Source organism: Pannus brasiliensis CCIBt3594, from assembly GCF_036688125.1.
GTDB classification, from domain to species: domain Bacteria; phylum Cyanobacteriota; class Cyanobacteriia; order Cyanobacteriales; family Microcystaceae; genus Pannus; species Pannus brasiliensis.
Genome location: NZ_JBAFSM010000019.1, coordinates 73,017 through 90,220, shown reverse-complemented (window position 1 = coordinate 90,220; position 17,204 = coordinate 73,017). Strand labels below are relative to the sequence as shown.

Genomic DNA, 17,204 nt, shown 5'->3' with positions numbered 1-17,204 from the left:
AGCTTGTTATGACTCGATTATAGCTTAAAAAGTTAGACGATCCGTTTAAGTCCCAATAGGTTGAAAGTTTGCCTTGCCGAACTTATCTTTTAAAGTTTGATGGATTGAAAGGAGCAACTGATTTGTAACCGACGACAATAATATGTCACCGATATACAGCCTTTCTCGTAAAGGTGAAGTACAGACAAACCCTTGCTACCAAAGGATTCTAGCTCCCAAAACGTACCTCATTTATCTGAGAAAGGCTGTATCAACGACACTAATTTGTCACTACGGCATTCAATTAGTCATCACGACACTAATTTGTCACCGACGACAAATAATTTGTCACTGTACACTTCAAACTCAAGCTGGTGATGGGATTTGAACCCGCGACCGACTGATTACAAATCAGCCATTCTTGTTTCTTGAAACCCTTGCCAAGATAGCTTTTCAGCTTCTCTCGATCTCGGGATAAAAACACTTTACCTCAAAATTTATCTCATAACGATCGGGTCGCGGGTTTGCCCCCCGTGATCGCCCCGCCCAGAACGTCCTAGCCCGCGGCCTTCGGTGTTTCCAGCTATCGGGCCGGTTGTTACCGTCACCTGATCGAGAATCGGGATATCTGCCGGATAAGCCCGCTCGCCGCTCGAATGCGGGATAGGATGATTTTTCAAAAATCGGCAATTTTCCCGAGGTCAGTAAAGAGACAAATTCTAGGATTTCTTACCGCCTTTTGCAGTTTAGCTTGAACCACCAGTCCCGAGGTTGTTACTTTCACTCTCGGAACGCGTACCGTTCCAGAAACAACACGCTACAAGTAGTCAAGGGACAAAGATGGTGACACGTTTCGTCGGTAAAGGAGAAGCCTCACGGTGCTTGAATCTGAGCGATACGACCCTCAAGCGATACCGATTACAGGGCTTACTGGTAGAAGGAATCCATTGGGTCAGACTTAACAGCCGATGTATCCGCTATAATCTCGATCTCCTTCAAGACTGGATTCAGAACCGCCACGATCCGAAGGCCCATCAAAAAGCGATCGACATCTATCAAGCTAACTTACTCGCTAACCGAGAACCGAACGAGAGCGAAGTTCTTGCGAACGTTAACCCTAGCCCGACCTCGCGCGATCGGTCTGGAAACGGGGGACGGGAACAGGGTAAACCCAGAAAAGAGCGATTTTCCCACTGGAAGACCGCTCCTTGATATTTTTTTAATTCACTTGGGAAATTTCATCTTTCAGAAAGAAAACGGTCTTTTCCTCACCCATATTCACTTCCATCCCGAATCCGCTCGGTTCTGTCGCGATCGTTCCCTCCTGTCCATCGTATTTCCCTTGAAAGCGACCGCTACGAATACGAACTTTAGCTCCTACCTCAAAGCCCGAACTTTTCGGGGTTTCGAGACCGAAAGCCTTGACAACGGCGGTCAGATTTCCGTCGGGCGCGGGGTTAGGCTTGTCGTTATCGGGTTCGGGGGTCGCTTTCCGAACGAGATAGAGCGCGCCAACGGAGAAAGCCATCTCCAGACCGTCTCCGTTAACGACCTTAACTATGGAACCATCGTCGCTTACCCCCGTAATTCGGTATTCCCTTCCGTCCTCTTTGCGGGCGATGTCGCCTACCGCTAGATCGCCAGGTTGACAGACTTTCGGACGGGGTTCCGCGGACGGGGGAAGTCGTTTGACCGGTTGCCAACCGGCGTTCTCGGTAGCTTGTGGTAGTCGGGTGAGGTCGGCGGAGGCGAGACGGCGAGCGTCTTCGGGGGAGATGCCGAAAATGACTAGATCGTAGGTGAATCCCTCGGAATGGCTACCGTTTTGGATCTCGAATCGATCGCCTACTGTATGCGTACAACACAGCCATTCTCCCCAAGCTTTCGCACGCTCTCGCACGTTGATACCGGCCAGAGCGATGGCGGCTCCGGGGTCGTGAAGGACATTCGCGGATAGTCGGACGCTCTCGGATTCCTCTTCCCCTTCGGGTGGCGCGCTTTCGGATCGGGAGCGAAGCGCTGGCTCTGCCAGATCGAGAACTACCTCTACGGCAACCCCCGCGCCTGATTCCATAGAAATCCCGTCACTTTCCGGCTCTACGGTACTCTCGCTCTCGGAAATCGGCAGGGAAGCGGTACTGTCGTTTTCGATCGAGTCTTCCCCCGGACCGTTACCTTCCCCGAAAATTTGTAGGGCGGCGGTTCTGACGATTGCTATCGAATCGGGATCGACGGAATTTAACTCGTCAACGATTTCTTTGAGAGTGCCGAGTGCCTCGACGACTTGCCCTTGTAAGCGGGTGAGTTTACGGGCTTCCTCGCGTTTTGCGGCGATTAATCGCTCGTAGGCTTCGATTTCGGAGTCGAGAGTCTTTAAATAATCTCCTAAGACAGCTAACATGATTTTTTCCTTGTTGATAGAATGTGGTGAAACGATCGATGTCTCTCGAAAAAAAGGAGTGATCGACGCGAGACCGCCCCGAATTCGATTTCATGCCTGTCGAGGCGTTAGCCTACCGTCGTGGTATTTTCGGGATAAAGAACTTTCTTCGTCCATTTCCGACATTTAGGGCAGAAGCAAGAATCGGGTAGAGTATCCCCCATAACCGCGGGAATCACTTCGGTTAAACAATCGTGGCAGAGCGGTAAATCAACCTTGAGAATGTCTGTCCCACCGTAGCAATCGGGTCGGTATTTCCGCACGAATTGAATCGCGAGATTTCGATGGCAGAAATGGCGTTCTTCTTGCCACTTTCCCGTTTCTTCCCAGCGTTTTAGAGTTTCGTCGATGCCGCTCCGTTCCCAGCACAGTAAGGTCATATCTTTCGCGGGATCTAAACGCGCTATCCACGTTTGAATAAGCGGGAGATTTGCCTTGATCTGTTCTCGATAACGGGCGGTATATTCTTCCTCGCCGATCTTCTGGTTTTTCCAATCTTCGAGTAAACCCGCACTCGGAACGAAGAATTCTAAACGACCATCGAGCTTGAATCCTTTCGGCGCGGTACGGGAGATCGAGAGCCGTTTGCCGTGGTGTCGGTGAGGCTCGAAATAGGATGCCGTGTAAATCATTTTTTTCTTCCCGAAGACAATAACTTTCTCTCGGCGCGTGTTAACGCGATCGGGCTGGCTAACGACAAAAAAAATCTCCCGTTCTGGGTATCGAAAGATGTAGGGCGGAGAGTGCGAAGCGTAATCTACCGCGCCCTTATCCCGAATTACCCGATCTTTTCTTGAGGGATTGTTAAAATAATCGTATCAAACCCACTCTTGTCGCTATAATTCAAAATACGTCTATTCTCGCTGAAAATCCCCGATGAGTCTCTGCCTCAATCCCGATTGCTCGCACAAAAACGCGCCCGCGGATAAATTCTGTCAGAAATGCCGCTCTAAACTCGTCCTCCGTGAACGGTATCGCACCATCAAATTAATCGGTCAGGGAGGATTCGGCAAGACATTTCAAGCGGTAGACGAAGATAAACCCTCGAAACCCTATTGCGTCATCAAACAATTTTTCCCGTCCGCACAGGGGACAGGGACTTTACAGAAAGCGACGGAATTATTTAAAGAGGAAGCGATTCGCCTCGATAGTTTGGGCAGACACCCGCAAATCCCCGAACTCTACGCCTATTTTACCGGCGAGGACGGGAGGCAGTATCTCGTGCAGGAGTACATCGAGGGACAGAATCTAGAGCGAGAGTTAAAAGAAGAGGGAACCTTTAACGAGGCAAAAATCAGGCAGTTATTGGCGGAGATATTACCGATTCTGGAATTCATTCACGGGAAACAGGTTATCCACCGCGATATTAAACCCGAAAATATTATCCGAAGGAAAGCCGATAACCGACTAATTTTAGTCGATTTCGGCGCGGCGAAGTTGGTGACTCCCTTGAATCGTTCCGTCACGGGGACGGTAATCGGTTCCGCGGAGTACGTCGCGCCGGAACAGGGCAACGGGAAAGCGGTTAACGCGAGCGATTTGTATAGTTTGGGAGTGACTTGTATTTACTTACTGACGGGAAGTTCGCCTTTCGATTTGTTCGACGTGGAAGAACACGAATGGGTGTGGCGACAGTATTTAATCAATAATTCCGTTAGTAATGAGTTGGGTAATATTCTCGATAAGTTAATCGAGTTAGGTACGAAAAAACGTTATCAATCTGCGGGGGAAGTGTTGCAAGTGATGAATTTGCAAGCGCGGGTGAAACAGACAGTTATTCGACCTCCCGCACCTCCCATTTCTTCCCCGTCCCCTACTCCCGCAATTCGGCCGACTCCTGTTCCTGCCCCTTCCCCGTCTCCCGTTCTTCAAAGTGCGAGAGGAATCGATTATCGGAAGTTGGAGAATTTATTAAAACAACAGCAGTGGAAAGAAGCGGACGAAGAAACTGGAAAAGTTATGCTACAAGTAGCCAACCGAACGACAGAGGGATGGTTACGGGTAAGCGATATCGATAATTTCCCCTGCGAGGGCTTGCGAACCATTGACCGACTGTGGGTGCATTATAGTAAGGGTCGCTTCGGTTTTTCCGTGCAAGCGAAAATCTATCGCGAACTCGGTGGGACAAGAGATTATAATGAAAGAGTTTGGAACTCTTTCGGAGATAGAGTAGGCTGGCGAGTGAATAACCGGTGGATAAACTACGCAGATGTTACTTTTGACCTAAAAGCACCCCAAGGACATCTCCCCGGCGGGGAGGCCGGGCGGGGAGGCCTTGGGGGAGGCCTTGGGCCTTTGTGGTGGGCGGGGAGGCCTTGGTGGATGGGAGGGGGGTTTGATGGGCCGGAGGGAGGTTGGTGTCTCTTCTCTCGCGTCGAGACTTGTAAAATGTAACCTATAAAGGTTACAGCCGATTTTTAAGATTCCGAGCAGGTCGATTTTCCACGAAGCCTTGTGGGTTCTGGGTTTTCGATAATTTTGGGCAGATCTTCTGCGTGTTTCGGTTCGATAAGGTTTTTCGGGTCGTCGGTTGGAACGGGCGTTAATCGATCGAGTATTGATCGCCAAAATTCTCGGAAACTCACGGGCCGGCAATTTTCGCCCCTAATCGCTCCTGGAGTCGGGTGTAACGCTGTTGTCGATCGATCTGATTGACCGCCAACCCGATCGCCTTATTAGAACCGATGACGATCGCCAGTTTCTTCGCGCGGGTCAGCCCGGTGTAAATCAAATTCCGAGAGAGCATGATGTAGTGAGTCATGTAAATCGGCAGTAAAACCACGGGATACTCCGAACCCTGACTTTTATGGATGGAGATCGCCCAAGCGAGGGTGATTTCATTGAGATCGGCGTAATCGTAAACGACCTGTCTTCCCTCGAACGCGATGACTAACTCCTGTTCGACCGGATCGATCGAGGCGATAATCCCTAAATCCCCGTTAAATACCTCTCGATCGTAATCGTTCTTTAACTGGATCACTCGATCGCCCACCCGGAAAGTCATCCCCCCTCTAGCCACTTCTGGCTTATTCGGACTCGGCGGGTTAATTAACTCCTGAAGCACCGCGTTAAAATTTCCCGTCCCCACCGCGCCCCGGATCATCGGACAGATTACCTGAACATCGGTCGCGGGATTGAAACCGAGTTTCGGGATGAAATCGGACAGGAGTTCGCGGACGACCTGTACCCCGTGTTCCGGCTCTGTTCCCCCGTTATGCCACAGGCAATCGGAACGGGGATTACTCGTGATCGGTTCGAGGGCGGGATATTGCCCTTGGTTGATCTGGTGCGCCGCTCGGATGATAGCGCTCGATTCGGCTTGCCGGAAGACTTGGGAGAGACGGACGATCGGTATCCGTCCCGACTCGATGAGATCGGATAACACCTTCCCCGGCCCGACACTCGGTAACTGATCCACGTCCCCGACTAATAACAGTTGAGTTTCCGGGGCGATCGCTTTTAACAACGAGTGAGCGAGAAACAGATCGAGCATCGAGGTTTCATCGACCACGACAGCATCGAAAGGAAGGGGATTATCCCTGTCTCTCTTAAATCCCATCGTCGCGGGGTTAAATTCCAACATCCGATGGATGGTTTTCGCCTCCAGTCCCGTGACCTCGCTCATTCTCTGCGCCGCTCGTCCCGTTGGCGCGGCCAGCCCGATTTTCTTGCCCATCGCTTTCCATAACGCCACGATGGTTCGGGTGGTAAAAGTTTTCCCCGTCCCCGGCCCGCCGGTAAGGATCGTCACCCGCTCCCCGGCCGCCATTTCTACGGCTTTCTGTTGGTCGGGAGATAGGGCGATACCCTGACTCGCGGTAAATCGATCGATCCAATTCCTCACGCGGGGTAAATCGACCTCAACGGGGCGGGAGAGTTTATTTAATAGTAATCGGGCGAGATTTTCCTCGGTAACGTGGAAAGGCGGTTTATAGCAGAGTTGCATTGCCCCCTCGCCGGAATCGATGACCAACTCTCCCATCGTTCCCATCTCCTCGATGACGGCTTCCACCGCGTCAATGTCCGCCTCGTGTTCGTCAAACGCCAACAGTTGCCCCGACAGATCTCTTAATTCCGGTTGTGGCAGGAAACAGTGACCGTCTTCCGATGCCTGACTCAAAACGTGCAGGATTCCCGATTTGTAGCGGTATTTCGACCAGGGAGAGATGCCGACGTTACGGGCGATCTTGTCCGCGGTGAGGAAGCCGATACCGTAGATGTCGTCGGCGAGTTGGTAGGGATTCTCGGTGACGGTGGCGATCGCTCCCGCCCCGTACTTTTTAAAGATCTTGACCGCGTAGGTGGTAGAAACGCCGTGTCCCTGCAAGAAAATCATCACTTCCTTGATGGCTTTCTGTTCCGCCCACGCTTTTTGAACCATCATCACCCGTTTTTTGCCGATACCGGGGACTTCGATCAACCGGGCTAGATCGTTCTCGATAATTTCTAAAGTCTCCAGACCGAAGTGTGCGACGATGCGCTTGGCCGTCACCGGCCCGACCCCTTTGATGAGTCCACTACCGAGATATTTCTCGATCCCCGTCAAAGTGGCGGGTTTCGTTTCGGTATAACGCTCTACCTCGAATTGCTGTCCGTATTTGGGATGTTCTTTCCAGATTCCCTCTAGTTTGAGGGTCTGCCCCGCTTGGATGTCGGCAAAACTTCCCACCACCGTTACCAGTTCTCTCGCTCTCGGGCATTGAACCCGCGCGACGGTATAGCCCGAACCCTCGGCGTGAAAGGTGATGCGCTCGACCACGCCGGTAAGATACTCGGTATTTTTGGCCCGTTGCTTCCGAGAGGTCATATCGCTTGAATAGATGGGGGAATCGGGGATGGCAACGCAGAAGATACCGATTCGTCGCTCGGTTTCATTTTTATTGTACAGATTTCCCGGTGCTTAGAACAGATGAACTTATCAATCGGGATAACGGGACAGCTTTCCTCGGAAAATTATCGGTTTAGTTCGATAGAGCCGCCGCTTCTTGTAATACCCTCTCGATGTCGGGCTTCCACGAGCCGATCACGTTCGACGGAAGATGTTTATGGTGAGGGAAAGTGGGCAGATCGGGAAAATGCGGTGTGCTATCGTAGCGAAAAACCAAGCGGTTCTTTTCGTCCTGAAAATGATAGCGATAATCGAGAAACTCTAGCTCGTTATCGGTCAGAACGATCGCCTCGTTAATTTCTAGTAAGTGTGTCCCATTGAAGCGTAATCTAATTCTTAAATTCGCTCTTCGGGGCGTGAGAATTTCCTCCTCGTAACGTTCTACATAAACGTTCTCGTATTCGGAAAGCGCTCGCTCTACCCGTTCGAGATATTCGGAAAGAGGATTAGGCGACACGATTCAATTTTCGCTCCAGTTCTTCATGTAAAGCGAGGTAGTTTCGGTAATCATTTGCCCACTCTATCAATTCGGCATCATCCGATAGTTTTCCCTGACTGTATTGGTGGAAAAAATCCTCGGAATTCATCCGGTATTGGTTTTCGTACACGCTTAGTCGCTTGGCAACGGCGACCAGAGCGTCTAACGGGGAGGTATATTCGATCGTCTGTTTCCGCATTTTCTCACGACCCGACGGGTGCAGAAGGTCATTTTCATTATACGCGGCCGCGGTGGGCTACGGGAGCGTTAATTAGCCCGCGACCGCTAGTATCTAGTTTTCTGGTGGCTATTGGTGGTGAATTGAACGGGATACCCCTGATTTGACGGCGATATCCCTTATTGGTTCGGTTAGTTTATCGGGAGCGATCGCCCGCGATCTCGACTGACAATTCCCGATCTGTCCGCCCTAGAAATCGCTCGCTCATTGGATCGGGCCGCTCCGTTTAGGGCTTGGACGAGTGAATCTATTCTTTTTCCCTCGCTCACTTTCGGGTAATTTCGGGGAATAGCTGATGGTAGAGGTCTAGCGATCGATATTCTTCGAGACGGATTAACCATTCCCGCCAATATTCTTCTAATTCCTCCCTTTCCATGCTGAAAAACTGTACGGTGTCGGGAGTGATGACTAGAATTAGCCCGCGGGGGATTTCCAGTCCGTAAAGATATTCGTAAGCCCCCCGATAAGCGGCGATCTGTAGTCGGGCTGAGGTCAACCATCTCGATCGCTTTTCCCGATCGCTCGTCTTAAAATCGAACAGGGTCAAAGTCCCCTGCCAATCGGCCAGCAGATCGAGAGTCCCCGCGTACTGGAGTTTCGGGTGATAAAGCGACTTCTCGCTCGCGCTCACCGGGCCGATCGCGGTGAGAATTTTCCGCGCTTCTTTCCAGAAAGAGGCGACATCGGGAGGACATTCCATTTCCTCCCCCCGGAAACGGGATTCGAGCAGTCGGTGGATCATCGTTCCCCGCTCGGCGGCCTTTTGGCGGAGGAGTTCGGCGGAGGAACCGTTCCGCTCTCTCCATCGGTTGAGTCGATCGCGTTGATCCCGTGGCATGGTCGCTTGAAGGATCGTCGTGACACTAGGAAATAGCCCGCGGGGAGTTTCGTAAAATTTACTTCCCGCGGGTAAATGAACAATTTTCACCCGATTTGCCTCTCCTTTGGCTCGAAATGCTTACATTCGTTATCCCCGTCCGGTTTTGCCGCCACGATCGGGTCGATAGCGCACGGTAGATAGGGATTATCATCGAAACACTGACAGTTCCGACAGCATTGCCGCCGTTTAGCGAGTTCTTTCCGGAAATCCTTCTCGACTTTCCAGTAAATGCGATCGATCTCCAGGGCGCGACGGCAGACCGCCCCGAGATCCCGGTTAAAGTTAACCATTTCCACCTCCTCGAAAAAAAACGGGAGCGATAGGCACATACCCACCGCTCCCGATTATTTAGAGATTACCGACCCGCGGTGGAGCCTTCCAACTCGATCGCCTTAGCCGAGGACATCAGCAATTCGATCTCGTCGGGAGCTAATCCGTCGATCGGGATCAGGTTCACCGAGAGATCGACTAATTTGGGATTCATCGCCAAGAAATCGGCGATTTTCTCCAACTGCAAGAATTCCTCGTCGGTATCCCGCTCGCGCCAATCCCAAACGACGCTATAGTAATCGCCCTTCTCGCTACTGTGCTTGGTGAAGGAACCGGAGAAGATGCCGAGACCGGGTTCGCCGGATTCCATTAACTGCGTGACTTTCTGCGAGAACTGAGCGATGCTACGTTTCTTGAGATAGGTCAGGCAGACCGTGTTTTCGGGGATATTGGTGCAACCCGGCGCGGCGATGAACCATAGCTGTAACCAGAAGGTGTTGGTCGTCTTGCCGAGAGAACCGAAGAATTGGGCGACTTTGAGGATCGAGACATCGATCGATTTCCCGCGATAATCGTCCTCGCCGACTTTCCACATCCCGACCTTGTTATCGTTGCGGAGGGTGAAGGGGACTTGAGGGCAGAAGATCGCGTCTTTCTGGCGGGTTCCGAATACCTTGAAAGTGGATAGGTTACTCATGAGACTGACTTCCCTTTACTAGATGTTGTTTTACGTTGAACTCGCGTGTAGGATGCGCGACCCCCATCGAACGGTCAACACGGTCGTCGGGCAACTTTCGCTACTCCCGTTCGCTTCAAAAGGGCGTAAGCCCTCCATCGACGATCGATCTCCGTGGCGAGACTCTTGATATACCAACGGATCAGGGGTTTGGCGCGATTTTTCACGTCGGGAAAGATCTGTTGGTAATGGCTGTACAGGTCGCGGAGTTCGGCGTAAGTTTTGCGATCGAAATTCCTTTTCACGGGTTGGTTTCCCTCATCTATCGCTCTGTGCGCTCCGAATCGGCGATAGCCGAAGGGGGTTCGGTACGATGGCGAGGAAATTCCTGTCGGTTCCCAATGAAAAATCGGGAGCTAGATGACTCCCGATTTCGGCTTTCCCGCGGTTACGCGTCAGAATTCGGCATCCGGGACGGGTTCCCAGTAACTCGCGATTGTCCACGCGGAAAGATCGATCGCCGAACTTAAAGCGGCTGTCACGTCCGCGAGGGTGAGGTGTGGAACTTTCAGGTCGATGAGTTGGGAATCGATCGGGACAGGATGACCGTTGCCGTCGTCTTCCACCTCGTTCGTGTACACCTCGACCCGGACTTTCACGAGTGAGCGATCGTTAACTTGCTCGCACTCCCGAGTCCCGCGGTGATGTCGTCGGGCCGGTCGATTAAACTCCCGACACCAGCCCCGACCCCGTTCGTCGTCGTAGTCCTCGAAGAAGGGACAGGACGCGCACGAGAGCGTCGATCGATTATCGATTAGCGCCATAATTGTTTCTAGATATGTTGTTTTCCGAGAACCGCTCGCTCTATCGCGGGCGATTCTCGTTTCAAAAAGGCGTTAGCCGATGATTTTTCGCTCTATAAATCCTGGCGTGTGTCGGCACACTGGCAGAGCCAGCAATATTTCCTCCACCAACGCTTCGCTCCCGCTCCCAAGTCCGTACCTTTGTCCGAACGGTATGGATTAAGCGGGGTGAAGCTCGGGTTAGATCGATTCGGCACTTTAGTTTTGACATCCCTTCAAATGGATAAAATCAGGTCGTATTGCCGATCGAAGAAACGATAGATAGTAAAAACGAATTAGGATAGTCGGCTTATCGTCTAACCGATGATCATGACATCAAAAAATGGTGAGAGCTAGTCATGAGTGCGTACCTAATGGTTAGCCTTCAAACGGAGGTTTTTCAAGATCAAGGTCAAAAGAAAAATCAGTCATCCGACCAGCCAACAGCCGGAGAGATCTCGGAAAATCATCCTTGGCATCCTGTAGGAAAAGGATAGAAAGACAACCGAAATAATAATCGATTATTTATCGAGTCTTTCGTTCACTGGAGTTATTAAAAAGCTTTAGTTTGTGTTTTTTTTAATTCTCGATTAATTCACTACTTTTTTTATATATTCAACTTAATTGATCGCTAAATTCGCTATTGGAATCCGTCTTCTCGTGCCATTTCTGTCTTCCCGTTCCCTAGAGTGACGGAAGAGCGTTATTAAGTAGTCATGCAAAATTAATCACCGTTAAATTTAATTAAAATATTATGGGGATTCTTAAAATATGAATGGATTGAATTTAGTGCTTCTCAAGATCGAAAAATTCTCCTCGCTTACGTTAAAAAAGTGCTGGATAATTTTGGAAGCGAGTATGTAATTAATTTGTGTCTAGGTACTTAAAATTAATTTAGCCTAGGTACTTACTATTGTTTTCCCCACGAAAACGCCTCGATTATCAGCGAGGTAAAAGGGCTGAAAACCCCGATCGGACATGGCTTCTGATTTTTAGTGTCACCCCTACAGCCGGCTTACAAAGCCATCGCTCCTCTGACGGTTCGATCGAGAAATCTCGAACTTCCATCAACCCTCGCCCGTTACTCGAAAGTCATCATATTCCCGATGAGCAGGTCGGGACTGATAGCCACGAAATAGATGATCCCCGCGCCGAGAATGACGATCGCTAGACTAAAGAGAATCACCCAACGATCGGCGGGTTCGTAGGTATCCTCGTCGATATCCCGTCTCACGCTGAAATAATGCCCCGTAGTCAGAAAAACCGTTAATAAGCCCACGAGGGAGAACATCAAGCCCAGTTTCCAGCCGTAACCGGGGCGCGGTGTCATCGGGGGATGGAAGGCTCGAAGACGGAGAATCACCATCCCGAACCCCATCAAAGCGATCGCCGTTCGCATCCACGACAGATAGGTGCGTTCGTTGGCCAGATGATCCCGGACGCGATTCGGGTTAACCTTTTTCGGAGAAGTGATTTCCGGGGTTTCGGTCACTTTCGGTTCCCGCGGGAAGAATAGGGAAGGGAGGGATAGATAGTTTCTCACTCGACGGCGATCGGTATTCAGAAGACTTTTTTATATTAACGTTAATCCTATCGAGAATCTGTATAAATGGTAGTAAACAAGAGGGGAAAGGGGATCGCTGGATTCTTGAAGGTTTCCGGCTGTCGTCGCCCGGTGCGGCGAGCCGATCGTTCCCCAATAGGGTTCAGGCCGATTCCGACTCGCTCTTTTTGCCACTGGCGATGGCCCAAAGATAGCTGACTCCTAAAGCCAAGAACGCGAAGGGAATACTTTCCTTGACGATGAATACCCCTAAACCGATCAGGACGCAGGGAACGAAGGTACTACCCTGACTGGTTAGAACGGTGGCTACCGCCGGCACGTTCGTTAGTCCGTAGGCGATCGCGCACCAAACCCCGACCAGAATTAAAAACACGCTCACGATAACGATTAGACCGGTTACGGTACTGCTGGCGAAAAGAGGGACGTAAATACCGATATTATCGCTCCCGTTAGCGACGGTCAGCGCGGCCACACCGAAGGTACGCGGGTCAAGCCAACGACCGAGGGGAAAACGGTTCGCCGCTTCTAGATCCACCTCCACACTCTCCGGATCTCCATCCTCCTCCTCTTCTTTAAAGAAAGAGACGATGCCGAGAATCACGGGAACGAGACCGAGATAGCGAATCCATTCGGGGGGAATCAGAAAGCTTCCGAAAAAGCCGGCCAGACTCGCGAGGACGAGGAGACTAAAGCCTAGATACTGACCGATAACGATCTGACGGCGACGGAAAAGTTTCCCCGATTGGGTGAAAAGAATCGTCAGGATCAATATATCGTCGAGGTTGGTAGCTACAAAAGCCGCCACGCCGGTAGATATTGCGGTAATTATCTCGATCATCGTGTTTTTTCCTTAAGATGGCTTTCGGTTCTCGTTGTCGTGCCGGTCACATCTTCACTGTACGCGGGAGAACCGATAAAATCAAATATTCTTATTTGTTGATTTGATAAACTAAAGTAATTAAACTACCGGAACCCATCGATCGAATTCTGGGAGCGGGAGAATTTTATTACCTATTCCGATCGGAATAATGTAGTTCACAGCACAAATTGCGGACGAAACAGCGATCGCCCGCGATAATTTCCCGATTTTTCAACATTTTTACCCGAAACGCCCGCTAATATACTCGCGCGCCTCCTCGGTCGCGGGATCGCTAAACATCACTTCCGTGGGACTGAACTCGACTAATTTTCCCCGTCGTTTCCCGGCCGGATCGGTTTCGGTATTGAAAAACGCCGTCCAATCGGCGATCCGCGACGCTTGTTGCATATTGTGCGTTACGGTGACGATCGTGTAGCGTTCCTTGAGTTGTAAACATAATTCTTCCACCTGACGGGTAGAGATCGGGTCTAATGCCGAACAGGGTTCATCCATCAATAACACATCCGGCTTCATAGCGATCGCCCTAGCGATACAGAGACGTTGTTGCTGTCCCCCCGATAGCGCCGTTCCTTTCTCCTTGAGTTTATCTTTCACCTCGTCCCAGATCGCCGCTTGACGTAAAGAAGATTCCACCAATTCGTCAAGATTGCCCCGATAACCGTTGGTTCTGGGCGCGTAGGCGATATTCTCGTAAATACTTTTCGGAAAAGGATTCGGGCGCTGGAACACCATTCCCACCTGTCGCCGTAACTTGACGGAATTCACCTTCGGATCGTAAATATTCTGATTTCGATAGAGAAGTTTTCCCTCCACTTTCGCGCCTGGAATGAGATCGTTCATCCGGTTAAAGCAACGCAAAAGGGTACTTTTCCCGCAACCGGAAGGGCCGATAAACGCGATAATTTTTCGGGACGGAATTCTAATATGAACGTCCACGAGGGCGAGAAAACCGTTATAAAAAACCCTAATCCCTTCCGCGTCGAAAACACTGTGATCCTGGTTAAGGTGGGTGGTCATGCCGAAAGATCTCCTAAGTATGATGAAAAGCGATGTTTTTTGAGTGGGGAGATGGGGAAAAAGCTTTCAGCGGTCAGCGGTCAGCGAGATCTCTCTTTAGATAGTAGCCAAGACTTAAAAACTCGCTTTTTAAAAGCTGATAGATGAAAGCTGATAGCTAAAAGCCTCCTGACTTCTGCCTTCTCAATTCGATATTGAATAGCGTTGACGTAGATAGATCGCGATGGCGTTGAGGGCGAGAATTAAGAGGATCAGCACGATAATCGCCGCCGCGGCCGCGTTGGCGAATCCGGGTTCCGGACGGGTGATGTAGCTAAAAATTTGAATCGGTAACGCCATGAATCGCTGGAATAAACCGGGATCGAAAGTGAGAAAACTAACCGCCCCGATAACCATTAAAGAAGCGGCATCACCGATCGCCCGAGAAACCGAAATAATTACCCCCGTGAAAATCCCCGGGATCGCGTAGGGTAAAACATGGTGTCGGATCGTCTGCCATTTGGTACTTCCTAAACCGTAGGAAGCCTGTCGTAGAGAATCGGGAACCGCGCGGATCGCCTCCCGCGCCGTGACGATAATGACCGGTAACGAGAGAAGCGCGAGGGTTAACGCGCCGGAAATGAGCGTCGGTCCGAAATTCAACAGATAGTTAAAAACCGCTAATCCTAACAAACCGTAGACGATCGAGGGAACCCCGGCCAGATTGCCGATATTGACCTCGATCAGTGCCGTCCACCAGGTTTTCGGGGCGTATTCCTCCAGATACAAAGCCGCCCCCACCCCGATCGGAACCGCGACGAACAGCACGATAATTCCTAGATAGAAACTACCGACCAGCGCGGGCCGGATACCCCCTCTTTCCGGGAAACGGGACGGTGTTTCGGTGAGGAATCCGGGGGTTAATAGCCGTCCGAGACCGTCGTGAAAGATATTCAATACCAACAGCGCGAGGACGAACAAACCGATTAGTAAACCGAAGAGGAAAAGATACTCGAAGAATTTACCGATCGCCTCGCGACGTTCGAGATGGTCGGTAAATTCAACGGTATCGGTTTTGACAGAGGATGTAACCATAGAAAATTGAGAAAATTAATCGTATTTTTCTTTAAAGCGGTGGGAGATCCAATAACTCGCCAGATTCAGCGCCAGTGTGAGGACGAAAAGTACCGCGCCGACCGCGTAAAGGGTTTTAAAACTAAGACTGCCGCGGGGCGCGTCTCCCCCGGAAATCTCCGCCATAAAAGCGGTGAGAGTGGCGATCGACTCGAAGGGATTAAGGGTTAACCGCGGTTGCGATCCGGCGGCGATCAACACCGTCATCGTTTCCCCCACCGCGCGCGACATTCCGAGAATGATCGAGGCCATGATCCCGGACAGCGCGGCGGGTAGAACCACTTTAAAAATCGTTTCCAGTTTGGTAATTCCCAGCGCGTAGGAACCCTCGCGGAGGGAACGGGGAACCGCTCGAATCGCGTCCAAACTGATCGATCCCACCGTGGGGGTGATCATGATGCCCATCATTAACCCGGCACTGAGGGCGTTAAAAATCTCCACGGGGAAAAGATTCCGTAAAACAGGCGTGATAAACAGTAACGCGAAGTAACCGTACACCACCGTCGGAATTCCGGCGAGTAATTCCACCGCGGGGCGTAAAATCGCCGCCACGTTCGGTTTGGCGTACTCGGCGAGGTAGATCGCGGAGGATAAACCGAGGGGAACCGCGACGATCATAGCGATCGCTGTCGTCAGAAATGTCCCGTTAATCAGCGGCCAGATACCGAAATGGGGGGTCGCGAAAAGGGGAGTCCAACGGGTATCGAGGAAAAATTGGGCGAAAGATACCTCTTGAAAAAATCCCCACGTCTCGGTAAAAATAATCGCCACGATCCCGATCGTGGTCGCCACGGAAACGAAGGCGCAGGCGAAAAGAATCGACGCGATAATCTTTTCTTGAATATCGTCGGACGATCGCTTGAGGAGGGAATTATCTCCCGCGAACAAAGAATCATCGAAAGAACTAGGGCTAAGGGTCATCGGTTCGGGGTTCCTCCTTAAATAAAGTTCGTGATCGGTTCGCCGGGTTTCGCTTTGCCGAATTTCGAGCCCGTTTCCCGTCGATCGAATTTCTGTAGGGTTTTGACGTAGGCTTCATCCGGTAGGGCGACATAACCCACACCATCGACCCATTTCCAAGAATTTTCTAGATAGAACCGAACGAATCGATCGAGAGACGGATTCGTTTTGAGATTGTTTTTGTTGACATAGATAAATAGAGGACGGGAAAGGGGATTATAAATATTTCGGAGAACGTTATCGAGGGGAACGGGTTTAACACACTTACCTTCAGCATTTTCGATCGCCACCAAGTTCAATCGATCTTGGTTCTGCATATAAAAAGCGATCCCTAAATAGGCGAGCGCGGATTTATTGCCGATCACACCTTGTACGAGAGCGTTTTGATTCCGGTTAGGGGTAAAATCAGTACGGCTATTCTTCCGTTTTCCCGTGATCGCTTGGGTGAAGTAATCGAAAGTTCCTGTATCGGAAGGCGGGGCGAATAATAATAATCTCTCGTCGGGAAATTTCGGGTTAATCTGTTTCCAACTGGTGATCTTACCCTCCGCTTTCGCGTTCCACATTTTATCGAGTTCTTTAATCGTCAGACATTTGGCGAAGTTATTGTCTTTATTGACGATCACCGCTAGACCGTCGATCGCCATCGGTAATTCGAGAAATTCTACCCCGTTTTCCTTACATTTCTCGATCTCTTCTTTTCGGATCACCCGCGACGCTCCCGCGATGTCGAGATTCCCCGCGCAGAACTTACTAAAACCGCCCCCGGTTCCACTCGCCGCGACGCTTACCCGCGCGTCGGGATGTAGTTTTTGATATTCCTCGGCCACCGCGAGCGAGAGGGCGTAACCCACCGCGCCACCGTCGATCGATACCTGCTGTTCTTTCTCCGCGGATTCGGCCGATTGACCGCAACCCGCGATGATATTACTCGAAAGAAGAAGAGGAATTAGCAAAAAAATGGAATTAATTTTCATGA

The 17,204-nt window shown here is 50.8% G+C and carries 19 protein-coding genes, 1 tRNA gene and 1 pseudogene; 3 read left to right on the top strand and 18 right to left on the bottom strand.

Features of this window, described 5'->3' with window-relative positions; genetic code table 11:
- Window positions 1-351: 351 nt before the first annotated feature.
- Window positions 352-415, bottom strand: a tRNA-Thr gene (locus V0288_RS11730).
- Window positions 416-476: 61 nt separating this feature from the next.
- Entirely contained in the window at window positions 477-659 is a 183-nt protein-coding gene (locus tag V0288_RS11725; protein ID WP_332865283.1) for a hypothetical protein, read from the bottom strand.
- Window positions 660-819: 160 nt separating this feature from the next.
- Here V0288_RS11725 and V0288_RS11720 point away from each other — a divergent pair, with 160 nt between their 5' ends.
- Complete coding sequence (locus tag V0288_RS11720) at window positions 820-1,191, top strand: helix-turn-helix transcriptional regulator (RefSeq protein ID WP_332865282.1); 372 nt, start codon at window positions 820-822, stop codon at window positions 1,189-1,191.
- Window positions 1,192-1,198: 7 nt separating this feature from the next.
- On the opposite strand, the gene V0288_RS11715 is transcribed toward V0288_RS11720, so the two are convergent.
- Window positions 1,199-2,380, bottom strand: coding sequence for a hypothetical protein (locus V0288_RS11715; protein ID WP_332865281.1), 1,182 nt, complete (start codon window positions 2,378-2,380; stop codon window positions 1,199-1,201).
- A 107-nt stretch (window positions 2,381-2,487) separates the two neighbouring features.
- The gene (locus tag V0288_RS11710) at window positions 2,488-3,051 is read right to left on the bottom strand and encodes a DUF488 family protein, N3 subclade (protein WP_332865280.1); all 564 of its coding nucleotides are present in this window, start codon (window positions 3,049-3,051) and stop codon (window positions 2,488-2,490) included.
- 244 nt (window positions 3,052-3,295) lie between these two features.
- Here V0288_RS11710 and V0288_RS11705 point away from each other — a divergent pair, with 244 nt between their 5' ends.
- Window positions 3,296-4,813, top strand: a complete 1,518-nt coding sequence (locus V0288_RS11705; protein ID WP_332865279.1) for a serine/threonine-protein kinase — start codon at window positions 3,296-3,298, stop codon at window positions 4,811-4,813.
- Window positions 4,814-5,000: 187 nt separating this feature from the next.
- Here V0288_RS11705 and recD2 read toward each other — a convergent pair whose 3' ends face one another.
- From recD2 to V0288_RS11665, 8 genes are all read right to left on the bottom strand, one after another.
- Window positions 5,001-7,226: an SF1B family DNA helicase RecD2 gene (gene recD2, locus V0288_RS11700; RefSeq protein WP_332865278.1), complete on the bottom strand. Its 2,226-nt coding sequence runs from the start codon at window positions 7,224-7,226 to the stop codon at window positions 5,001-5,003.
- Window positions 7,227-7,380: 154 nt separating this feature from the next.
- Complete coding sequence (gene tumE, locus V0288_RS11695) at window positions 7,381-7,764, bottom strand: toxin TumE (RefSeq protein ID WP_332865277.1); 384 nt, start codon at window positions 7,762-7,764, stop codon at window positions 7,381-7,383.
- A complete protein-coding gene (gene tumA / locus V0288_RS11690; protein WP_332865276.1) occupies window positions 7,754-7,984 on the bottom strand; it encodes an antitoxin TumA in 231 nt (76 codons plus the stop codon). The genes tumE and tumA overlap by 11 nt, the downstream gene beginning before the upstream one ends.
- 304 nt (window positions 7,985-8,288) lie before the next feature.
- Window positions 8,289-8,951 carry a hypothetical protein gene (locus tag V0288_RS11685; RefSeq protein WP_332865275.1) on the bottom strand — a complete coding sequence of 221 codons (663 nt, stop codon included), beginning with the start codon at window positions 8,949-8,951 and terminating at the stop codon, window positions 8,289-8,291.
- The gene (locus tag V0288_RS11680; protein WP_332865274.1) at window positions 8,948-9,193 is read right to left on the bottom strand and encodes a hypothetical protein; all 246 of its coding nucleotides are present in this window, start codon (window positions 9,191-9,193) and stop codon (window positions 8,948-8,950) included. Before V0288_RS11680 ends, V0288_RS11685 begins: the two co-directional genes overlap by 4 nt.
- 65 nt (window positions 9,194-9,258) lie before the next feature.
- A complete protein-coding gene (locus V0288_RS11675; protein WP_332865273.1) occupies window positions 9,259-9,870 on the bottom strand; it encodes a hypothetical protein in 612 nt (203 codons plus the stop codon).
- Window positions 9,871-9,944: 74 nt separating this feature from the next.
- A complete protein-coding gene (locus V0288_RS11670; protein ID WP_332865272.1) occupies window positions 9,945-10,154 on the bottom strand; it encodes a hypothetical protein in 210 nt (69 codons plus the stop codon).
- 150 nt (window positions 10,155-10,304) lie between these two features.
- On the bottom strand, window positions 10,305-10,673 hold the full coding sequence (locus V0288_RS11665; protein ID WP_332865271.1) for a hypothetical protein: 369 nt from the start codon (window positions 10,671-10,673) through the stop codon (window positions 10,305-10,307).
- 752 nt (window positions 10,674-11,425) lie between these two features.
- On the opposite strand from V0288_RS11665, the pseudogene V0288_RS11660 reads away from it, so the two are divergent.
- Window positions 11,426-11,578, top strand: a pseudogene (locus V0288_RS11660) (IS630-like element ISMae24 family transposase); the annotation flags it as partial.
- Between the two features lie 194 nt (window positions 11,579-11,772).
- Here V0288_RS11660 and V0288_RS11655 read toward each other — a convergent pair.
- From V0288_RS11655 to V0288_RS11630, 6 genes are all read right to left on the bottom strand, one after another.
- Entirely contained in the window at window positions 11,773-12,183 is a 411-nt protein-coding gene (locus tag V0288_RS11655; protein WP_422661963.1) for a YidH family protein, read from the bottom strand.
- A 214-nt stretch (window positions 12,184-12,397) separates the two neighbouring features.
- Window positions 12,398-13,093: a cadmium resistance transporter gene (locus V0288_RS11650; protein WP_332865269.1), complete on the bottom strand. Its 696-nt coding sequence runs from the start codon at window positions 13,091-13,093 to the stop codon at window positions 12,398-12,400.
- Between the two features lie 261 nt (window positions 13,094-13,354).
- Window positions 13,355-14,152 (bottom strand): phosphate ABC transporter ATP-binding protein PstB, encoded by a 798-nt coding sequence (pstB, locus tag V0288_RS11645; RefSeq protein ID WP_332865268.1) that lies wholly within the window; start codon window positions 14,150-14,152, stop codon window positions 13,355-13,357.
- Between the two features lie 183 nt (window positions 14,153-14,335).
- On the bottom strand, window positions 14,336-15,226 hold the full coding sequence (gene pstA, locus V0288_RS11640; RefSeq protein WP_332865267.1) for a phosphate ABC transporter permease PstA: 891 nt from the start codon (window positions 15,224-15,226) through the stop codon (window positions 14,336-14,338).
- 15 nt (window positions 15,227-15,241) lie between these two features.
- Window positions 15,242-16,186, bottom strand: a complete 945-nt coding sequence (gene pstC, locus V0288_RS11635) for a phosphate ABC transporter permease subunit PstC (RefSeq protein ID WP_332865266.1) — start codon at window positions 16,184-16,186, stop codon at window positions 15,242-15,244.
- 17 nt (window positions 16,187-16,203) lie between these two features.
- Complete coding sequence (locus tag V0288_RS11630) at window positions 16,204-17,202, bottom strand: PstS family phosphate ABC transporter substrate-binding protein (protein WP_332865265.1); 999 nt, start codon at window positions 17,200-17,202, stop codon at window positions 16,204-16,206.
- Between the last annotated feature and the right edge of the window lie 2 nt (window positions 17,203-17,204).

Bases quoted from the DNA above. Each gene is read 5' to 3' on its own strand.
- V0288_RS11720 (WP_332865282.1), top strand. From the start codon at position 820: ATGGTGACACGTTTCGTCGGTAAAGGAGAAGCCTCACGGTGCTTGAAT.
- V0288_RS11650 (WP_332865269.1), bottom strand. From the start codon at position 13,093: ATGATCGAGATAATTACCGCAATATCTACCGGCGTGGCGGCTTTTGTA.
- recD2 (WP_332865278.1), bottom strand. From the start codon at position 7,226: ATGACCTCTCGGAAGCAACGGGCCAAAAATACCGAGTATCTTACCGGC.
- V0288_RS11705 (WP_332865279.1), top strand. From the start codon at position 3,296: ATGAGTCTCTGCCTCAATCCCGATTGCTCGCACAAAAACGCGCCCGCG.
- pstB (WP_332865268.1), bottom strand. From the start codon at position 14,152: ATGACCACCCACCTTAACCAGGATCACAGTGTTTTCGACGCGGAAGGG.
- tumA (WP_332865276.1), bottom strand. From the start codon at position 7,984: ATGCGGAAACAGACGATCGAATATACCTCCCCGTTAGACGCTCTGGTC.
- V0288_RS11675 (WP_332865273.1), bottom strand. From the start codon at position 9,870: ATGAGTAACCTATCCACTTTCAAGGTATTCGGAACCCGCCAGAAAGAC.
- V0288_RS11680 (WP_332865274.1), bottom strand. From the start codon at position 9,193: ATGGTTAACTTTAACCGGGATCTCGGGGCGGTCTGCCGTCGCGCCCTG.
- pstC (WP_332865266.1), bottom strand. From the start codon at position 16,186: ATGACCCTTAGCCCTAGTTCTTTCGATGATTCTTTGTTCGCGGGAGAT.
- V0288_RS11630 (WP_332865265.1), bottom strand. From the start codon at position 17,202: ATGAAAATTAATTCCATTTTTTTGCTAATTCCTCTTCTTCTTTCGAGT.
- V0288_RS11665 (WP_332865271.1), bottom strand. From the start codon at position 10,673: ATGGCGCTAATCGATAATCGATCGACGCTCTCGTGCGCGTCCTGTCCC.
- V0288_RS11710 (WP_332865280.1), bottom strand. From the start codon at position 3,051: ATGATTTACACGGCATCCTATTTCGAGCCTCACCGACACCACGGCAAA.
- V0288_RS11715 (WP_332865281.1), bottom strand. From the start codon at position 2,380: ATGTTAGCTGTCTTAGGAGATTATTTAAAGACTCTCGACTCCGAAATC.
- pstA (WP_332865267.1), bottom strand. From the start codon at position 15,226: ATGGTTACATCCTCTGTCAAAACCGATACCGTTGAATTTACCGACCAT.